Source organism: Trichocoleus desertorum ATA4-8-CV12 (assembly GCA_019358975.1).
Taxonomy (GTDB): domain Bacteria; phylum Cyanobacteriota; class Cyanobacteriia; order FACHB-46; family FACHB-46; genus Trichocoleus; species Trichocoleus desertorum_A.
The window spans coordinates 26,849-44,224 of the sequence record JAHHIL010000022.1; the positions used below are offsets into that span (position 1 = coordinate 26,849).

At 48.3% G+C, this 17,376-nt stretch carries 17 protein-coding genes; 10 read left to right on the forward strand and 7 right to left on the reverse strand.

Going from position 1 to position 17,376, the window contains the following annotated elements:
* The first annotated feature begins 292 nt into the window (after positions 1-292).
* Positions 293-3,094, forward strand: a complete 2,802-nt coding sequence (locus KME12_16025; protein MBW4489297.1) for a cation-translocating P-type ATPase — start codon at positions 293-295, stop codon at positions 3,092-3,094.
* Positions 3,095-3,154: 60 nt separating this feature from the next.
* On the opposite strand, the gene KME12_16030 is transcribed toward KME12_16025, so the two are convergent.
* On the reverse strand, positions 3,155-3,310 hold the full coding sequence (locus KME12_16030; GenBank protein ID MBW4489298.1) for a hypothetical protein: 156 nt from the start codon (positions 3,308-3,310) through the stop codon (positions 3,155-3,157).
* 5 nt (positions 3,311-3,315) lie between these two features.
* On the opposite strand from KME12_16030, the gene recF reads away from it, so the two are divergent.
* A complete protein-coding gene (gene recF / locus KME12_16035) occupies positions 3,316-4,476 on the forward strand; it encodes a DNA replication/repair protein RecF (protein ID MBW4489299.1) in 1,161 nt (386 codons plus the stop codon).
* Positions 4,477-4,581: 105 nt separating this feature from the next.
* On the forward strand, positions 4,582-5,001 hold the full coding sequence (locus tag KME12_16040; protein ID MBW4489300.1) for a hypothetical protein: 420 nt from the start codon (positions 4,582-4,584) through the stop codon (positions 4,999-5,001).
* A 47-nt stretch (positions 5,002-5,048) separates the two neighbouring features.
* Here KME12_16040 and KME12_16045 read toward each other — a convergent pair whose 3' ends face one another.
* The 4 genes from KME12_16045 to KME12_16060 all read right to left on the reverse strand — a co-directional run bounded on the left by KME12_16045 (position 5,049) and on the right by KME12_16060 (position 8,229).
* Complete coding sequence (locus KME12_16045) at positions 5,049-6,023, reverse strand: S-layer homology domain-containing protein (protein MBW4489301.1); 975 nt, start codon at positions 6,021-6,023, stop codon at positions 5,049-5,051.
* A gap of 105 nt (positions 6,024-6,128) precedes the next feature.
* A complete protein-coding gene (locus KME12_16050) occupies positions 6,129-6,800 on the reverse strand; it encodes a (2Fe-2S) ferredoxin domain-containing protein (GenBank protein ID MBW4489302.1) in 672 nt (223 codons plus the stop codon).
* 165 nt (positions 6,801-6,965) lie between these two features.
* Positions 6,966-7,214: a hypothetical protein gene (locus tag KME12_16055; GenBank protein MBW4489303.1), complete on the reverse strand. Its 249-nt coding sequence runs from the start codon at positions 7,212-7,214 to the stop codon at positions 6,966-6,968.
* Positions 7,215-7,689: 475 nt separating this feature from the next.
* Complete coding sequence (locus KME12_16060) at positions 7,690-8,229, reverse strand: hypothetical protein (protein MBW4489304.1); 540 nt, start codon at positions 8,227-8,229, stop codon at positions 7,690-7,692.
* Between the two features lie 112 nt (positions 8,230-8,341).
* Between KME12_16060 and aroA the strand changes: the two genes are divergently transcribed.
* The 6 genes from aroA to KME12_16090 all read left to right on the forward strand — a co-directional run bounded on the left by aroA (position 8,342) and on the right by KME12_16090 (position 13,730).
* Positions 8,342-9,694: a 3-phosphoshikimate 1-carboxyvinyltransferase gene (aroA, locus tag KME12_16065; GenBank protein ID MBW4489305.1), complete on the forward strand. Its 1,353-nt coding sequence runs from the start codon at positions 8,342-8,344 to the stop codon at positions 9,692-9,694.
* 636 nt (positions 9,695-10,330) lie between these two features.
* Positions 10,331-12,055, forward strand: a complete 1,725-nt coding sequence (locus tag KME12_16070; GenBank protein ID MBW4489306.1) for an EAL domain-containing protein — start codon at positions 10,331-10,333, stop codon at positions 12,053-12,055.
* An 80-nt stretch (positions 12,056-12,135) separates the two neighbouring features.
* Positions 12,136-12,561: a hypothetical protein gene (locus KME12_16075; protein MBW4489307.1), complete on the forward strand. Its 426-nt coding sequence runs from the start codon at positions 12,136-12,138 to the stop codon at positions 12,559-12,561.
* Positions 12,562-12,705: 144 nt separating this feature from the next.
* Positions 12,706-12,840 carry a DUF167 domain-containing protein gene (locus tag KME12_16080; GenBank protein MBW4489308.1) on the forward strand — a complete coding sequence of 45 codons (135 nt, stop codon included), beginning with the start codon at positions 12,706-12,708 and terminating at the stop codon, positions 12,838-12,840.
* 26 nt (positions 12,841-12,866) lie between these two features.
* Complete coding sequence (locus KME12_16085; GenBank protein MBW4489309.1) at positions 12,867-13,454, forward strand: molybdenum cofactor guanylyltransferase; 588 nt, start codon at positions 12,867-12,869, stop codon at positions 13,452-13,454.
* An 87-nt stretch (positions 13,455-13,541) separates the two neighbouring features.
* Entirely contained in the window at positions 13,542-13,730 is a 189-nt protein-coding gene (locus tag KME12_16090; GenBank protein MBW4489310.1) for a CsbD family protein, read from the forward strand.
* Positions 13,731-13,810: 80 nt separating this feature from the next.
* Here KME12_16090 and KME12_16095 read toward each other — a convergent pair whose 3' ends face one another.
* Together KME12_16095 and KME12_16100 are read right to left on the reverse strand one after the other, a co-directional pair.
* Positions 13,811-15,202 (reverse strand): HEAT repeat domain-containing protein, encoded by a 1,392-nt coding sequence (locus KME12_16095; protein ID MBW4489311.1) that lies wholly within the window; start codon positions 15,200-15,202, stop codon positions 13,811-13,813.
* Positions 15,203-15,230: 28 nt separating this feature from the next.
* Positions 15,231-15,680, reverse strand: coding sequence for a ubiquinol-cytochrome c reductase iron-sulfur subunit (locus KME12_16100; GenBank protein ID MBW4489312.1), 450 nt, complete (start codon positions 15,678-15,680; stop codon positions 15,231-15,233).
* Between the two features lie 519 nt (positions 15,681-16,199).
* Here KME12_16100 and KME12_16105 point away from each other — a divergent pair.
* Positions 16,200-17,069 (forward strand): formate/nitrite transporter family protein, encoded by an 870-nt coding sequence (locus tag KME12_16105; protein MBW4489313.1) that lies wholly within the window; start codon positions 16,200-16,202, stop codon positions 17,067-17,069.
* The last annotated feature ends 307 nt before the right edge of the window (positions 17,070-17,376 follow it).

Consider the following 17,376-nt stretch of genomic DNA (forward strand, 5'->3'; position numbering starts at 1 on the left):
TTCTCGGTGTTAAGGCTGCATGTCTTTCTCAGCATTGGCTCTAGGCATTCAAACTATCAAATTGATCCTAGAAGATTTCCTTGTCAAAAGTTGAATGGCGAGATTAGCAAAGTCTCTTTAGCTCAACCTATTCCCGATCGCTCAGGGTTTTATGTCCCGAATAGAGTTAGAAACTTGAGCAGGCTCAGAAGGGTTGAGATTGCGGTGTGACAGCGTAGAGACACATGGAAACCAAATTTAAGCACTATGATTAAGTGCTGTAGGCGTTTTTTTATTTCCCGTGACTCTATCCATGGCTTCAGATTCACCGCCAGACTCTGTTGTGGCTTGGCATACCCTAGAGGCTGAGAAAGCACTAGAGGTTCTTCATAGCGATCGCGAATCTGGCTTAACGACTCAACAGGTGACAGAGCGCTTAGAACAGTACGGCCCCAACGAGTTAGTTGAGTCTGCGGGCCGCAGTACCTTAGCCATCCTGTGGGATCAGTTCAAGAACATCATGTTGTTGATGCTGATGGGTGTTGCGGTCGTCTCTGCCATTTTGGATTTGCGTGCTGGCCGCTTTCCTAAAGACGCGATCGCCATTACCTCGATCGTAGTTTTGAACGCTATCTTGGGCTACGTGCAGGAAAGCCGAGCTGAAAAGGCTTTAGCTGCTCTCAAAAGTCTGGCCTCCCCTAGGGTTCGGGCGATCCGTGATGGCAAAATTGTTGAAGTCAACTCAAAAGAGTTGGTCCCAGGCGATGTCATGCTGCTTGAAGCAGGGGTTCAGGTGTCTGCGGATGGCCGCCTGCTCGAAGCGTCAAATCTGCAAGTCCGAGAATCGGCTCTGACTGGGGAAGCTCAGCCATCGACCAAACGCGCAGAAACTCACTTGCAGGAAGAAACACCTTTGGGCGATCGCCTCAACTTGGTTTTCCAAGGCACTGAGGTCGTCCAGGGGCGGGCTACCGTGCTAGTCACGAATACTGGCATGAAAACTGAGCTGGGCCACATTGCTACCATGCTTCAGTCTGTCGAGGCGCAGGAAACGCCTTTACAGCAACGCATGACCCAGTTGGGGAACGTTCTCGTCAGCGGTTCGCTGGCTCTAGTGGCCTTAGTCGTCGTTGGTGGCGTGATCCGAACCGGAAACTTCAGCACCTTTGAGGAGTTATTAGAAGTTTCTTTGAGTATGGCCGTTGCCGTTGTCCCAGAAGGCTTGCCTGCGGTCATTACAGTAACGTTGGCCTTGGGGACGCAGCGCATGGTTCGTCGGCAAGCGCTGATTCGTAAATTGCCTGCGGTGGAAACCCTCGGTTCTGTCACCACCATCTGTTCCGACAAAACCGGGACGCTGACTCAAAACAAGATGGTTGTGCAACTCGTTGATACCGAGCGGCATACTTTTCGGGTTTCTGGCAACGGCTACGATCCAGTCGGGGATTTTCAGCTAGAGCAACAAGCTGTTTCTCCAGAGCAATATTTAGAGCTACAAACTTTATTAATCGCTTGTATTCTTTGCAACGACGCGACCTTGCAGTATGAGAAAGACCAATGGCTCATTTTTGGTGATCCTACCGAAGGAGCGTTGCTCACTTTAGGCGCGAAGGCAGGGGTTGACAAGGCAACTTGGGCCCGTAAACTACCACGGGTTTCCGAGTTCCCCTTCTCGTCTGAGCGCAAGCGCATGAGCGTGATTTGCGAAGCGAACGATTACCGACCCATTACAGCCACGGCGGCAGACCCAATTCAATATCTGATGTTTACCAAGGGGTCTCCAGAGTTGATTTTGGAACGCTGCGCCCATATGCAGGTGGGCGATCGCTTGGAGCCGTTAAACGCGGAACAGCGAGCCGAAGTGCTAGACCAGAACAACCAAATGGCAGGTCGGGGTCTGCGCGTTCTTGGGTTTGCTTACAAACCACTGGCAACTTTGCCTGCCGAAGGCTCTGATGAAGTCACCGAGAAAGAATTGATTTGGCTCGGCTTAGTAGGGATGCTGGACGCACCTAGACCCGAAGCCAAAGAAGCCGTCGCTCGTTGTCGCGCCGCAGGTATCCGGGTGGTGATGATCACAGGTGACCACCAACTAACCGCCCAGACCATTGCCCAGGAACTAGGAATTGCCCAGCCAGGCGATCGCGTGGTCAGTGGTCAAGAACTCGATCGCATGAGTTTACAAGAACTCGAAGATCAAGTCGATCAAGTCAGCGTCTATGCCCGCGTTTCCCCAGAGCACAAACTACAAATTGTGCAAGCCCTAAAACGTCGCGGTAGAGTCGTCGCCATGACCGGAGACGGCGTCAATGATGCTCCCGCCCTGAAGCAAGCCGACATTGGCATCGCTATGGGAATTACGGGTACTGATGTCAGCAAAGAAGCCAGCGATATGGTGTTGCTAGATGACAACTTTGCCACCATCGTAGCTGCGACTGAAGAAGGCCGCACCGTCTACACCAATATTCGCCGCTTCATCAAGTACATCTTGGGTAGCAACATTGGTGAAGTACTTACCATTGCGGCAGCTCCCTTAATTGGTCTAGGAGGGGTTCCCCTCTCGCCGCTCCAAATTTTGTGGATGAACTTGGTGACGGATGGTTTACCCGCCTTGGCCCTTTCGGTTGAGCCCCCAGAACCCAACGTCATGAATCGGCCTCCCCACAATCCCCAAGAAAGCATTTTTGCGCGGGGTTTGGGTTCCTACATGATCCGAGTGGGCATTGTTTTTGCTGTTCTAACCATTGCCCTGATGACTTGGGCTTACGGTTACACCCATGCTCCTGGATACGATCGCTCACCTGAGACTTGGAAAACGATGGTATTTACTACCCTTTGCCTTGCTCAGATGGGCCACGCGATCGCCATCCGTTCTAACACTCAGCTCACCATTGAACTCAATCCCTTTTCCAATCCTTATTTGCTAGGGGCTGTCACTCTTACGACGATTCTGCAATTGCTGCTAGTTTATGTACCCCCGCTCCAGAACTTCTTTGATACCTTCTGGTTAAGTCCTTTAGAGTTAGCCATTTGCTTTGGCTTTAGTGCTCTGATGTTCGTTTGGATCGAGCTAGAAAAGCTGTTTCTCCGTTGGCACTCCGCTCGACGCAGCTAACGCTCAGTCCGATCGCTGTTTAGTCCGATTGCTGCTTAGTTCGATCGCCAGACTTGCTGGCTAGGGTTGGGTTGGGTAGGCAAAGCCCAACTCATACAACTCCACAAATCTAATAGAGTGCAGTAGTAGGGGTGTGCTAAGGTGCGCCCCTACAATAATTTTGAGCGATCGCATCGCTTCCTCTTCCTCCATCGCCTCTTGCTGACCGCTGACCATAACCCATGTATCTCAAAAGTCTTCATCTGCGTCACTTTCGCAATTATCTGGATCAGCGGGTTGACTTCTCTGCCCCCAAAACCATCTTGGTGGGCAACAATGCTCAAGGTAAGTCTAATTTGCTCGAAGCCGTGGAGTTATTAGCCACCCTGCGATCGCACCGGGCTAGCCGCGATCGCGACCTAGTGCTAGAAGGAGAGCCAATTGGCCAAATTGCCGCCTTGCTAGAGCGAGATACAGGTTCTATTGACCTCACACTCACCTTGCGGAGTAATGGTCGCCGCACCGTTGCGCTTAATAGCGAACCTTTACGCCGCCAACTCGACTTTTTGGGCGTTCTGAATGCCGTCGAATTCTCCAGCTTAGATTTAGATTTAGTCCGGGGTGGCCCCGAAAAACGGCGAGCCTGGTTAGACGCCCTGCTGACTCAGCTAGAGCCGATCTACGCCCACATTTTGCAGCAGTACAACCACATCCTGCGGCAACGCAATGCTTTACTCAAGCAGCGGCAACCACGCACGACAGAGCCCAGCTTATTTTCCTCATCTCCAGAGCCTACAGAAGCAGTCGATAAACCAGCAACCTTAGAGCTGTGGAATACCCAGCTGGCCGCCGCAGGCTCTCGTGTGATTCGCCGCCGAGCTAGAGTTCTAGAGCGATTGGCTCCTCTGGCTGAGCAATGGCACCAAGCCATTAGTGGCAGCACTGAAGTTTTGCAAGTGAGATACGCACCAAACGTCGTGTTGACTGAGGACGACCCTGCCCAGGTGCAGCAAGCCTTTCTAGAGAAAATTCAGCAACGGGCGATCGCAGAACAGCACCAAGGCACCACCTTAGTTGGCCCGCACCGGGACGAAGTGGAATTCACCATCAACCAAACTCCCGCTCGGCAATATGGCTCTCAAGGGCAGCAACGCACCTTAGTTCTAGCTTTGAAATTAGCAGAACTCAAACTAATTGAAGAGGTCGTGGGGGAACCCCCTCTGCTGTTATTAGATGACGTTTTAGCAGAGTTAGACCTTAACCGCCAAAATCAATTGCTCGATGCCATTCAAGACCGATTTCAAACTTTGATTACCACAACCCACTTGGGTTCTTTCGATGCTCAATGGCTAAATTCTTCGCAAATTTTGGCAGTCCGAGCAGGGCAAATCTCACCTATTTAATGCAGTCATCCTGATTGATTGGCTGGGGTTTTGTATTACTAATTACTCGGCATATACGCAAACTCATAACCTTAGGCTGTGTTCGCTAGCTTCTATTCATCAGTTATGAAAACTGTTATGGATCAGCATGAAATCAATCAATTAGGATCTTCTCTCCAAAAGATTGACCAAACCTTAATTCGCTCCGATCAATCGAGTGGGGTCACTCGACTTTGGTATCAAGGAAGAGAGCCTTACTTCGATGTGGTTTTTGAGCTGCAAAACCACGATTTAGTCTGGTTTCAACTCACTCTGCGAGGCAAGTCACTCTCTTGGAACCAAAAATCTAAAAACGTCCAAACTGGGATGACTAACGAACGCCAGGTTAATGACACAACCTACTACTCTGGCAGCAAATTGATCCAAACGAATCACACCGTTGATCAAAACTTTGTACAACTCGTGCGAGCAATTTTACAGACTAGAGTTGGGGAACTTGTGTTTGATCAAGCATTGGCGTTGCTAAACCAACGAACCCAGAGCTAATGTTTAGCACTAGTAGCGCGATCGCTCCCCAAACTTCCGTTTCTAACCTAAGGCTGCACTACATACTGAGATGAAATGTTTTCGGCTTTGCCAGAGGCGACTAAGGCTTGGTAGATAAAAGCTGCTGCATCTGCACGAGTTGTCTTTTCGTTTGGCTCCAGTGCTTTGGGTTGTGGATAAGACACAGCTAGACCAGCCTGCGTTGCCGCTGCTACGGCATTAGTAGCATACTGAGGGATCTGCGCTGCATCGTCATAGGTTTGCAGCACTTGGGTAGGAGCCGCCGGACGAGGAATTTCTAAGCCACTGGCCAGAGCAACCAACGCTTGAACTCTGGGAATTTGTTGGGTGGGCTGAAAGATCCTGTTTGGGTAACCCGCCAAAAAACCATTTCGAGACACTTCTTGAATAGCATCGTTGGCCCAGAAGTCTGAAGCTACGTCTTTGTAGCTTACCGCTGCTAGGTTTGGTGGTTTGTCAAAGGCTTTTTGCAGCATCGCCGCATACTCAGCTCTTGTTACCGGAGCATCGGGCCGAAATGTGCCATCTGGAAAGCCGCTAATGATATCGCGCTGAGCGAGAGCTGTAATGAAGGGGTAAGCCCAATAATTTTCTGAAAGATCCGAGAAGCCAACTGGCTCAGTGGCCTCTGAAGTAGGGCTAGGGGTAGGACTGGGACTAGGGCTAGCAGGGGCTCTGATTGCAAACGGCACCGGAACCACAGTCGATTCAGCTGGGGTAGGCGCAACCAAAGGGCTCGGTTGAGTTGGGTCCGGAGCTGGGGCTACGGTTCCTGCAACTGGACTGGCAGGATCGGTTGGGGTCGCAGTAGGCGTTGGGGTTGCAGTAGGCGTTGGGGTTGCCGAAAGGTTACCGAGATTGAAGCTTTGTCCTGTTCGGCCTAGCGACCAAAACAAGATACCGCCAATGACACTAAAGGCGAGAAAAATGCCAATAAACTCATCAAATCCTAGAGGATCTCTGGGGGATGGCTGAGGATTGGGGGGCAGCGAATTGGTCATCTTAGCTCCAACAGTGCCAAATGCGCGAAGTTTGGTTAGATTCTACGCCCAATTTATAACCGCGATCGCAGTCTATGGCAATTAGTCGCAAGTTAGAGAAAAATTTTATGAATGATGCCTAGGAGACTTAGAAGATGCGATCGCGAGTTCTGCCTTGATCGCACTATCGTCTTCGCTTGCTTGAGGTTGGGGTTCAGATGGGAAATGCTCTTCCAGAATGGCAGAAACGGTTTCAGGATGAATGCGGGTATAGCGGGTTTTGTCAGGCATCACGACCATAGTGGGGCCAGCCTTGCACTGCTTCATGCAACCAGTGCCCTTAACCGTGACTTGCTCACTCAGACCGCGATCGCTTATTTCCGACTCCAACGCCTGACACAGCGCTTTTGCACCCCGTTTCATACAGTCTGATTTTTGGCAAACTAAAATAGTTCCTTTACCGGAGGCAGGAGCTGCTTTGGATGGAGCCACCGGAGGCATTTCACCGGGTACAGCGGGGTGGATTGCGTAAGCCTTGAGCTTGGGAAATCCCGTTTTAGAGTCCAGCTTTTTCTCGCCCGTAATCCGAATCCAATCGCCTGGGTTTAACACTTTGCCTTCAGCGATAAAGGAGGAAACGACACTCGCTCGTGACTCTTTAGACAGTTTGATACAAACCTCGCCTTCAGGGGTAGCCACTTGGATGCGCTTAAATTTGTAGCCATCTTCCATTTCAAAGCCGAGAAAACGCCCCTCTAAGCTGAATTCTGAAAGCTGGTCGTACTTGGACTTACCCATGATGAGATCCTAAGGTTTGCTAGGTTTACTTTTTTCTTAAAACTGCTCTTAAAGCTGTTGCCATCAAAAATATAGAAGCTTGATTCTGTTTCGCTAAATTTTCATAGGTATTGTTGCTTATCGCATCAACCATAATGTTGATTCCGTTCTGAGTCTAGTGTGAGTCTAAGCTTCCAATTGCCAACATAGATCCAACCAGTCGATTAACTCATTGCGAGAACTTGTTAGCTGCTGGATGACGCTGCGGAGTTGAACTGCTTCTCCGACCGTTTGAACTTCTACCGACAAGGTGCCATCCCCTGCACACCAACACTGAACGCCTAGCTCCTGTAACCGTTGGTAAGCCTGCCAGCGATCGCAACGGGAAACCTGGATAACTTGACCAACAAGGGAGTTGAGGCTGGATGAGTTCATAAGCTGCCTTCCTAAATGCAAGGGATTCTTAGTTGCAAAAGCTAGGGAAATCGAGAGGGAGAGCAAGTGCTGCAAAGGAATTGCAAGTAGCTGTGAGTTGAAGTCTGCTATTGAGTAAATACGGATAGCATCAGTGAAATTTCGGATTGAGACTAAGGGATCGCGGTCAGGTGCTGTAGTTAGATTGCCCAAGACTGAGCTAATGTGATTGATCAGTTTAGGTAATCAATGCTTGGATTGACTCAGTTGGTTCTGACTCAGACTCTAAATTATTGAGAATAATAGTCAATAACTTCGTTAAAAACAATATAACAAAAAGTGTGTATTTGAAAACTCTTTTCATTAAGAATTCATTCACTGTGCCTCTCAGGACAGATTTGAAAGCAGCAAAAATTGGGCAGTGATGGCACTGTCCTGAAGGCGATCGCTTACAGTGAGATGCTTTCAGCCTTAGCCTGGTTTTCGTTGGGTGAGTTTAAGGCTCGATTTCAAGATTCAACACATAAGCGCCGAGCTGCACTTTTTCAGACCATAACTCATACTCAATCCGCAAATGGTGCGGCAAAGCTTTGCCTTCTAGCTTTAAGCTTCGAGTGAAATTCCGGAGACGCATCTGGCCACTGCCGCTGAGCAAATCACTTTGTAGCCAATAACGGCTCATGCCATAAACGCCTTGCTCCCAAAAATGGCGGTAGCTAAAGCGGCCATTGCCTTGCATGGTCATGATGACGCGATAGGGCGAAATTTCTAGCCACAATAACCGAGGTGCAGGGGTTGGTGGCAACATCTCATGGCCTGGAGTACCCAAATGGCCCGGAGTACCCAAACTTGAAGCTGGGGCATCCGCACTTTCAACAGCAATAGCTTGGTCTTGGATCATCGGTTCAGTTAACAACAAATGAAACCGTTCTTGATCCTTTTGGTAGAGTGTGGCGGCAGCTTCAACCACTGACCAGATTGGTAGATCTGTGGAAACAAAGGATAAGCAAACAGGCTTGCGATGATGCGTCAGCATGAAGTGTGAGGAGTGTGAGGAGAGCGCAATTTCGGATAGGTAGTAATCACTCAGCCCTAATATCTAAGGAAAGCGGTAGGATTACTACGCAGTTCTAGGTCAGTCTATCTCAATGCCAGCTCCGATCGTAACGTTGACAACCACAGAAAATCAGCATCAGCTCACAATTGCCCAGCCGAATTCAGGTCTTTCTTTGCAGGGTCGAGTGCAGATTCCTGGCGATAAATCCATCTCTCACCGGGCTCTGATGTTGGGAGCTTTGGCCGAGGGAGAAACGCAAATTCAAGGATTACTCCTGGGCGAAGATCCTTGCAGTACCGCGAGTTGTTTTCAAGCGATGGGAGCAGAAATCTCGGAGCTGAATACGGAGCTGGTGCGCGTGCAGGGGATTGGCTTAGGCAATCTGCGAGAACCCGTCGATGTTTTGAATGCAGGCAACTCTGGTACCACTCTGCGGCTGATGCTGGGGATTTTGGCTTCTCACCCCGATCGCTTTTTTACAGTGACAGGGGATAGCTCTTTGCGATCGCGCCCCATGTCCCGTGTCGTCAAGCCGCTGCAACAGATGGGAGCCCAAATTTGGGGCCGCCAAGGGGGGGCTTTAGCGCCCTTAGCGGTGCAAGGCCAAGCCCTCCAGCCCACACATTACCAGTCCCCCATTGCTTCAGCTCAAGTCAAGTCTTGCATTCTGTTGGCAGGGCTCATGACTGAGGGCCAAACCACGGTCACTGAGCCTGCCCTCTCCCGTGACCATAGTGAGCGCATGTTGCGGGCGTTTGGCGCTGAGTTGACTGTCGATCCAGAAACCAAGAGTGTCACCGTTACGGGGCCAGCTCGTCTACAAGGCCAAACCGTAATTGTTCCTGGTGATATTAGCTCTGCCGCCTTCTGGCTAGTGGCAGGCGCGATCGTCCCAGGTTCCGAACTGTGGGTGGAAAACGTGGGGGTGAATCCGACCCGTACCGGGATTTTGGAGGCTTTAGAGATGATGGGAGCCGACATTACCCTGGAAAATCAACGCATTGTGGCGGGAGAACCAGTCGCTGATTTACATGTGCGGCATAGCGTCCTGAAAGCTTGTGAAATTAAGGGAGACATCATTCCTCGCTTAATTGATGAGATTCCAATTTTGGCAGTTGCTGCCGCCTTTGCTCAAGGTACTACCATTATTCGGGATGCAGAGGAGTTACGGGTCAAAGAGAGCGATCGCATTGCGGTGATGGCAACTCAGCTCAACCAAATGGGGGCGCAAGTTACCGAGTTACCAGATGGTTTAGAAATTACGGGTGGTGTTCCCCTCAAAGGTGCCGCAGTGGATAGCCACACCGATCATCGGATTGCTATGAGTTTGGCGATCGCCGCTCTCAATGCCACGGGCACCACGACCGTTCACCGAGCTGAAGCCGCCGCAATTTCTTACCCCAACTTCACGACCACTTTGCAACAGATCTGTCACTCTCTATAGATCTTGAGATCTGGAGTGAGATCTTGAGATCTTGAGTGTCGATTCAGATCTGGGCAAACTAGCTCTAGCTTTTAGAGACAACGGAGCGATCTAGCTGGTAACCCCAGCGATCGCTTTTTTTTTGACTTAAATAGCAGCAAAACCTCTAAAGGTTGAAGTTAGGTTAAAGTTAGCGGAAAACTGCCACTCACTGTTAGCTAATGATCAAGTAGCTAATGATCAAGCCAGTCAATAATTAATTTAGTTCTTGAAGGTATTTAACTACTAATTAAATATCAATGTTTTTTGTTTATCCGCTCGATTGATAACTGTTAGCAATCAATGATCTGACAGTGCCAAAATCATAGAGTTTACTTAAGGCGAATCATCGAGAAGTCTGATGTATAAATCAGTTTCAATTGATAGTTGAATTTTTTAAAGCCATACTACGTAAGTATTCAGCGATTAATCAGCACTGCCAACCTCTGTATTGCTTAGGATGCCACTCAGGCTATCTACTGACATTATGTAAAAGGATTATGACGGCCTGAAATAACAGTTTAATTATTTTTTGAGGAATAATTTGGTCGAATTAGTAGGTTTCCAAACTCAAACCAGTCTCAGAATTTTTACTTAGCTTGGCAGTTGTTCAATATCATGGCGAAAATTCTTGTAATCGAGGATGATCAACCAGTTCGGGAAAATATCTTAGAGCTATTAGAAGTCGAAGAGTTTGATGTCATTGGGGCAGAAAATGGTTTGCTTGGCGTACAACTGGCCCAGAAGCATCTACCAGACTTGGTTCTCTGCGATGTCATGATGCCAGAGCTGGATGGCTATGGAGTGTTGACCGCTCTGCGGGCAGATCCGCTCACTGCTGCAATTCCGTTTATCTTCTTGACGGCCAAAGCTGACAAAACTGACCTCCGCCAAGGTATGAACTTGGGAGCTGATGACTATTTGACCAAACCCTGTACTGCTGATGAGCTGCTAGACGCGATCGCTGCACGGTTGCAAAAACAAGCAAGAGTGACTCAGCAGTACACGACGGCTCTCAACCAGGCCCAAGAACAGCTGAACCAGCTAATCCGGCATGATAGCCTCACAGGTTTGTCTAACCGCTTAGCTCTCCGAGAACGATTTAGCGTCATTCTCGCCCAAACGACCCAACCCGAACCCATAGTGCCAGTTCTACTGGTACATCTAAACCGGTTTAACCGCATCAACGATACTTTAGGCTACTTACTGGGGGATCTCTTGATCCAAACAGTGGCGACCCGAATTCTAGAGTGTGTACAACCCACAGACACAGTCATTCGCCTGAGCACAGAACAATTCGTTGTGCTTTTACCTAACACTCAGCAAAAACAAGCAGTAGCAGATATTGCTCAAGAGATTCTAGAGCGGCTATCTCTGCCTTTTGTTCTAGAGGGGCAAGAAGTCTTTGTGAGTACAAGTATCGGTATTTCTCTCTATGCCGAAAATGCCGATAGCATTGACGCTCTGATTAAGCAGGCCGATGCAGCTATGCAGAGCGCTCAAAAACAAGGAGGCAACCACTACGAGTTTTATGCGGCAAGCATGAATCTTGGCTCGCTCAATCAACTGCTGCTAGAAGCGAACCTCCGGCATGCTTTGGAACGCTTAGAGTTTCAGGTTTACTACCAACCCAAGGTGAGCTTAACGACTGGGGAAATTGTTGGAGCGGAAGCGTTGATTCGCTGGTTTTCTCCCACTCAAGGCTTCGTCTCACCTGCCGAGTTTATTCCTTTGGCGGAAGAAACAGGGTTGATCGTGCCCTTAGATGAATGGGTGATCACAACTGCATGCACTCAGGTCAGGCAGTGGCAGCTAGCCGAGTTTCCTCCGTTGCAGGTTGCGGTTAACTTGTCAGGGTTGCAATTTCACCAAACTAATCTGATCGAACGAGTCACCCAAATTTTGCACCAAACTCAGCTAGACCCGCAGTATCTAGAGCTAGAGCTAACGGAAGGGGTGATTATGCAAAACACTGATGCCACGGTTCATAGGTTGGATCAGCTCAAAGATTTGGGGATTCAGATTGCGATTGATGACTTTGGCACTGGGTATTCTTCCTTAAGTTATCTAAAGCAATTCTCCTTTGACACCCTGAAAATCGATCGCTGCTTTGTTCAAAACATTAGCTGTGACTCTAAAAATGCAGCCATTACCACTGCCATGATTCAGATGGCTCATGATCTGGAACTGAAGGTGATTGCGGAAGGCGTCGAAACCAGTTCAGAGTTAGCTTTTTTGCAGCAGCAAGCTTGTGATGAAATGCAAGGATATTTCTTTAGTCGCCCTGTTCCAGCACATGAGTTTGAGCAGCTACTGGTAACTGGTAAGCGGCTGAGCAATTAAGCACAGTTCTGAGAGATTACGGAGGAAGTGGGAATACTGGGAAAAGCTTCGGTGAGTCCCAGGTTGGTAGCTTGTAGAGCATGTGGCAAAGGCTCAAGAATTTATGGCTTAGTTGGCGAACGTATGGTGACCTCAGCCCAGATCTAAAAACTCGGCGGGGGGTAAATCGGTGGCTGCGCGATCGCCCTGCTTTAGGGGTAGATGAGTGGTACCAGTCTTTTTGGCAATCACGCCAAGTTTCACCGTCTGTTGCGAAGTTTGTCTACTTCCATCTAGAGAAATATTCTGGTTTACAAGCGGCCAGAATGTTGCCCAGCGATCGCCTAGAGGAAGACTTACGCTTAACCCTGGTTTGCTGGTTTGACTGGCATTTCACCCTTTGCGAAGATTTTGAGCAACACTTAGGGGTGGGGATTGACGACTACCTGGAACTGCAAGACCTCTCCACCATCGAAGAATTTATGATGTTCCTCAATCGTCAATTGCTCTCCGTCAATCATTCCTAGGTCAGGTGACGTTAACCTAGGTTTATTGGGAGCCTAATAGCTATATAGCAATCCTTTTTGATTCTTCAATGGGGTGCAGGGGTAAAACCCTTGCGTGGGGGCTTCGTCTCCACCTCCTGTTTCCAATCCATTTAGGATTGCTATATGCAACGCATTGTGGTTAAGGTGAGGCCCGATTCCAAGGTGCAAAAGATTGAAACTGCTTCAGATGGTAGTTTAGTGGTTCACGTCAAGGCACCACCCGTTGATGGCAAGGCGAATATTGAAACCAATAATTAACAGCTCAATAATTAATACTTAAAGTTATGTCACTCGCTGCAATTATCCTCGCTGGCGGTCAAAGCTCTCGGATGGGTCAGGATAAAGCCCTGATTCCGGTGCATGGTGTGCCTCTGCTGCGCCATGTGTGTGATGTTGCCTCCAAGTGTACCCGTGACATCTATGTGGTGACGCCTTGGCCACAGCGTTACTGGGAGTTGCTACCTCCTTCCTGTCGCCTAGTGCAAGAACGACCTTTGCATCCAGATATTCAGCCTCAAGGCCCTTTAGTGGGATTTGCTCAAGGTTTGGTGCAAGTTAAAGCAGATTGGGCCTTATTGTTAGCCTGTGATCTCCCCCGGCTCAGAGCTGAGGTCTTACAAGACTGGGCACAACAACTAGACAGCGTTCCGGAGTCTGCGATCGCCTTTGTCCCTCACCATGCTAAAGGCTGGGACCCCTTGTGTGGGTTTTATCGCCGGAGTTGCTTACCGCTCTTGAATGCTTTTATTAGCCGAGGTGGGCGATCGTTCCAACGTTGGCTAGACCGCAATGAAGTGCATGCGATTCCAGATCCTGATAAGTCAATGCTCTTTAACTGCAATACTCCTAGTGATTTAGCAGCTTTGAGTTAGATGTGCCACCAGAGAGATGCTGGGTTCTGACATAAATTGCTAAGCTCGGTTTGGATAGGAATATTTTTAACTAAGGAGCTTAACACTATGAGTATTGAAGATAGAGCCGAAGCAGTTGCTAAAAACATTGAAGGCAAAGTTCAAGAAGCAGTGGGCAACATTACGGGCGATCCTAAAGACCAAGCCGAAGGTCAAATTAAGCAGCAGCAGTCCGCCGCGATGCACACGGTAGAAGATATGAAAGATCAGGCGAAAAGGGTAATTGATCAAGCCTAGTTCATCACCAAACTAGGCTTGATCAATTAGGTTGAAATTTCGCTTCAGCAGAGTTCTTGAAATTCTGCTGATTTTTTATGTCAATTTTCGCCAATAATTCTATTCACTTGCCACTCTTGCAAAGCGATCGCCACTCCCTGCTTCAATTTCGGTGGAGTTTCTGCATCTGCCGACAAAGCTTGCAGGTGTTGATGGGCTTGTTCAGGAGCAAGTTGCTTCAAGGCGGCGATCGCATGGAGCTGCACACCCATATCCGGCGTGGCTAACAGTTGAATCAGCGGTTCCACAGCAGCAATTTCTCCCAATTGCCCTAAACCTAGCGCGATCGCTTGTTTCGTGTGGGGTTGTTGCACAGCGGGGTGTTGGCTGTCCAGCGCTGCCAATAAAATTTCGGCGGCTTGCGGTTTCAACTCAGGCAGTTCCACTCGACCTAGTGCCGTGAGCACAGCTTGATACACTTCGTCAGATCCTAGCTGCAATGCTTGGCGTAAGTAGTCCAGTGCGTCAGAGTGATTCATCCAACCTAAAGCTCGCACCACTTCTAACTGGAGGGTGACAGGAGTGGCCGCAGATTGCAACACTTGCCATAAAGCTGCTGCCGCTGTGGGACTCCCTAACCGCCCCAGGGAAGTTGCTGCTTGTTGGCACACTGCCAGATTAAAATCCCATAGGCGATCGCGCAGGAGTGCAACTACATCCAGATCGGGGGCTAAATCTGCTCGTAAAGCCAAGCCCGACACAGCCTCTCGTCTGACTGTAGCTGCCACATCATTGAGAGCATTGACCAAAATCGGCGCAATCTGGGGGTCATGAAAACTACTCAACGCCTCAATCGCAGCCGATCGCACTTCTACTTGAGAATCGTTCACCACGCTGCATAAGGGAGCAATGGTTTCACGGCTGCGGATCTGGGCTAAGGCTTGCACTGCTAACACTCTGGATTGCTCATCGGCTAGTAGCTCTGTTAAAGCTGCGATCGCGGTTGGGCCAAAACTTGCCAAGGTAGTTGCAGCGATTTCACTCAACTCTTCCGCTTCAGTATCCTCAGCATCTTGCAGTAGTTGCACCAAAGTCTTAATTACTACAGGCTGATTAAACTGGCCCAAGATTCTTACTGCAAACCAACGCAGTTCTACATCGGCTGCATCATCTTGCACAATTTCGATCAAAGGCGCAGTGATCCAATCTTCACTTTGTCCAGCCTGGTTGACTGCTGTGGCTAAGGTGGGAAACAGTTTGGCGATGTCCCACCGCGATTGAAAGTCTCCGTTAGAGAGAGCCGCGATCGCCAAATCCAGCACTTGTTGCAAACCTATGACTGTCTGCTGATCTATTTCAGCCCTAGAAGCAGCATTAGAATCAGCGCTAGAAGCAGTTTTTAGGGCTTCAGGAACTTGTTGCAAATACTGATTGAGTAGCGGCCAATTGGCTTGCAGGGCCGCAGCCTGCGCTTCTTCTAAAACCTTTAACATCAGAAAATAATCAGCAAATAGCTGGTGCTTAGATTTTTACCAAAACCGTACTCCCTTCTAGCTTCGCCTCATAGGTTTTAAGCGGCTCTGTAGCTGGCCCTTGCAATGCTTTGCCATCGGTGGCGAACTTGGAATCGTGGCAAGCACAGAAGAAAACTTGTTGATCCGCCTGCCAGGTTACCGGACAAGCCTTATGGGTACAGGTAGGATTAACGGCGACTAGGCTCTCAGGACTAGCAGGGTTTCGTACTACTAATAAAGGCCCGGAGGCAAACTTTGGGACGGCCAATTCACCCTTCGAGTTTAGTGCTCCCACGGGTTGGAAGCCATCCGAGCGAGCCGAACTTGCTGAAGGAGCTGTAGAATTCGACGCCGTTTCGTTTGTAGTCGTTTTGTCAGAGCAGGCGGCGATCGCCACTGGCAAAGAACTGGCAATTCCACCAACGCCAACCCAAGTTAAGAAAGTACGACGATCCATTATTTAGTCTATAGAAGTTCTGCTCGTTCAATTGTCGCATAAGGCTCTAAATCAGTTCCCCATTACCGATCACACGGGTTTTCAGCCTCCTGCTTGTCTAAAAAATCTACCTGACCATGTTTTGTGAACAGTATAGATTGCGCCAGGATTATGCAGCTTTTGTATAGTTAATTGCTTTTTTGCATTCGTTGAGTTAATACAAGAACTGCATAAATTAATCAGAAAAATAAGTAATTTTTCTCAAAGGAATTGCGTTTTTAGCTCAAGTTAGTTTCTTTCAAATTGTCTTGAATGATGCAAATCCTCAAAAAACTGTATAGAGAACGACTTTTTGTAAGCATGAAATTCATGCAGTAATTGCATTGATTGGCGAATTTTGTAGTTAAAGATACAAATTTTATTTCTATGCAGAAGTTACATAAACTATAGATTTTGTGGTCAGAGATACATTTTCAAATTCAAAGTCAAAGATTTCGATTTGAAATTAAATTTCCTGGCTCAAAGCAGCTTTAAAGGGACTTGATTATGACGAAAGAAGCGATCGCGACTATTATTAGTGCTGCCCGCACCAAAGCAGAACTGGTTGAAAACAGCTTGCCTAAATTCTTAGTTCTATCTGTAATGGCAGGTGTTTATGTTGGCTTTGGAGTGATGCTGGTTTTTTCCATTGGCGCACCCTTGCATGCGGCTGGATCACCTGCGGTTAAAGCCTTAATGGGAGCTTCGTTTGCGGTCGCTTTGTCATTAGTTATTTTTGCTGGGTCTGAACTATTCACTGGCAATCATATGTTCATGGCAATTGCTAGCCTTGCTAAACAAGTCACCTGGAAAGACACTTGGAAGGTTTTGGGAATCAGCTTTATTGGTAACTTGGCTGGCTCTCTGCTGCTAGCCCTGCTCTTGGTTCAGTCCGGGCTTTTGGCTAAAGGACCGATCAAGAATTTCGTCTTAGAAGCTGTAGCTGGAAAAATGCAGGCTCCCTTTATGGAGCTATTCTTTCGCGGCATCCTTTGCAATATTTTGGTTTGTTTAGCCATTTGGATGGCCGCTAAGACCAAAGAGGATATCGCGAAGTTGGTGCTGATCTTCTGGTGTCTGTTTGCCTTTGTGGGGGCAGGGTTTGAACACAGCGTCGCCAACATGACCCTGATGGGATTAGGTCTATTTATTCCTCATGATCCGGCGCAAATTTCTTGGATCGGATACGCCAAAAACCTGATCCCTGTCTCTCTGGGTAACTGGGTTGGTGGCGCTTGCCTCGTTGGAGCCTCTTACTGGTATGTAGGGAGCGATCGCCCATCCCGTAAAACCAGAAAAACTAAAAAGTTGGAATCAATGCCTAGTTTTGAAACTTGGGAAACAGAACCTAGAGAGAAAACAACTTATTAATTTGCTTAAGCAAACTCATTCTCCTAGTTAAAGAGCTTATCCAGACTATTTGGATAGGCTTTTATTTTTTGAAGCAGCACCAAATAATCAGGTTTTTTGTATCTTTCGCTGCAAAATCAAATGTATTTTTAGCTTTGTGTGATTCAACAAACTATGTCAAAACAGCATGACTTACATGCAAGTGTTTCATATATAGAAACATTTTGTAACTATAGATACGAATTCTCTAGCTGAGTGCTCATAACCTTAGCTGGTAAGAAACATTAAACGGCAAATTGCATTGAATTCATCCGAATTCAAACCTTGC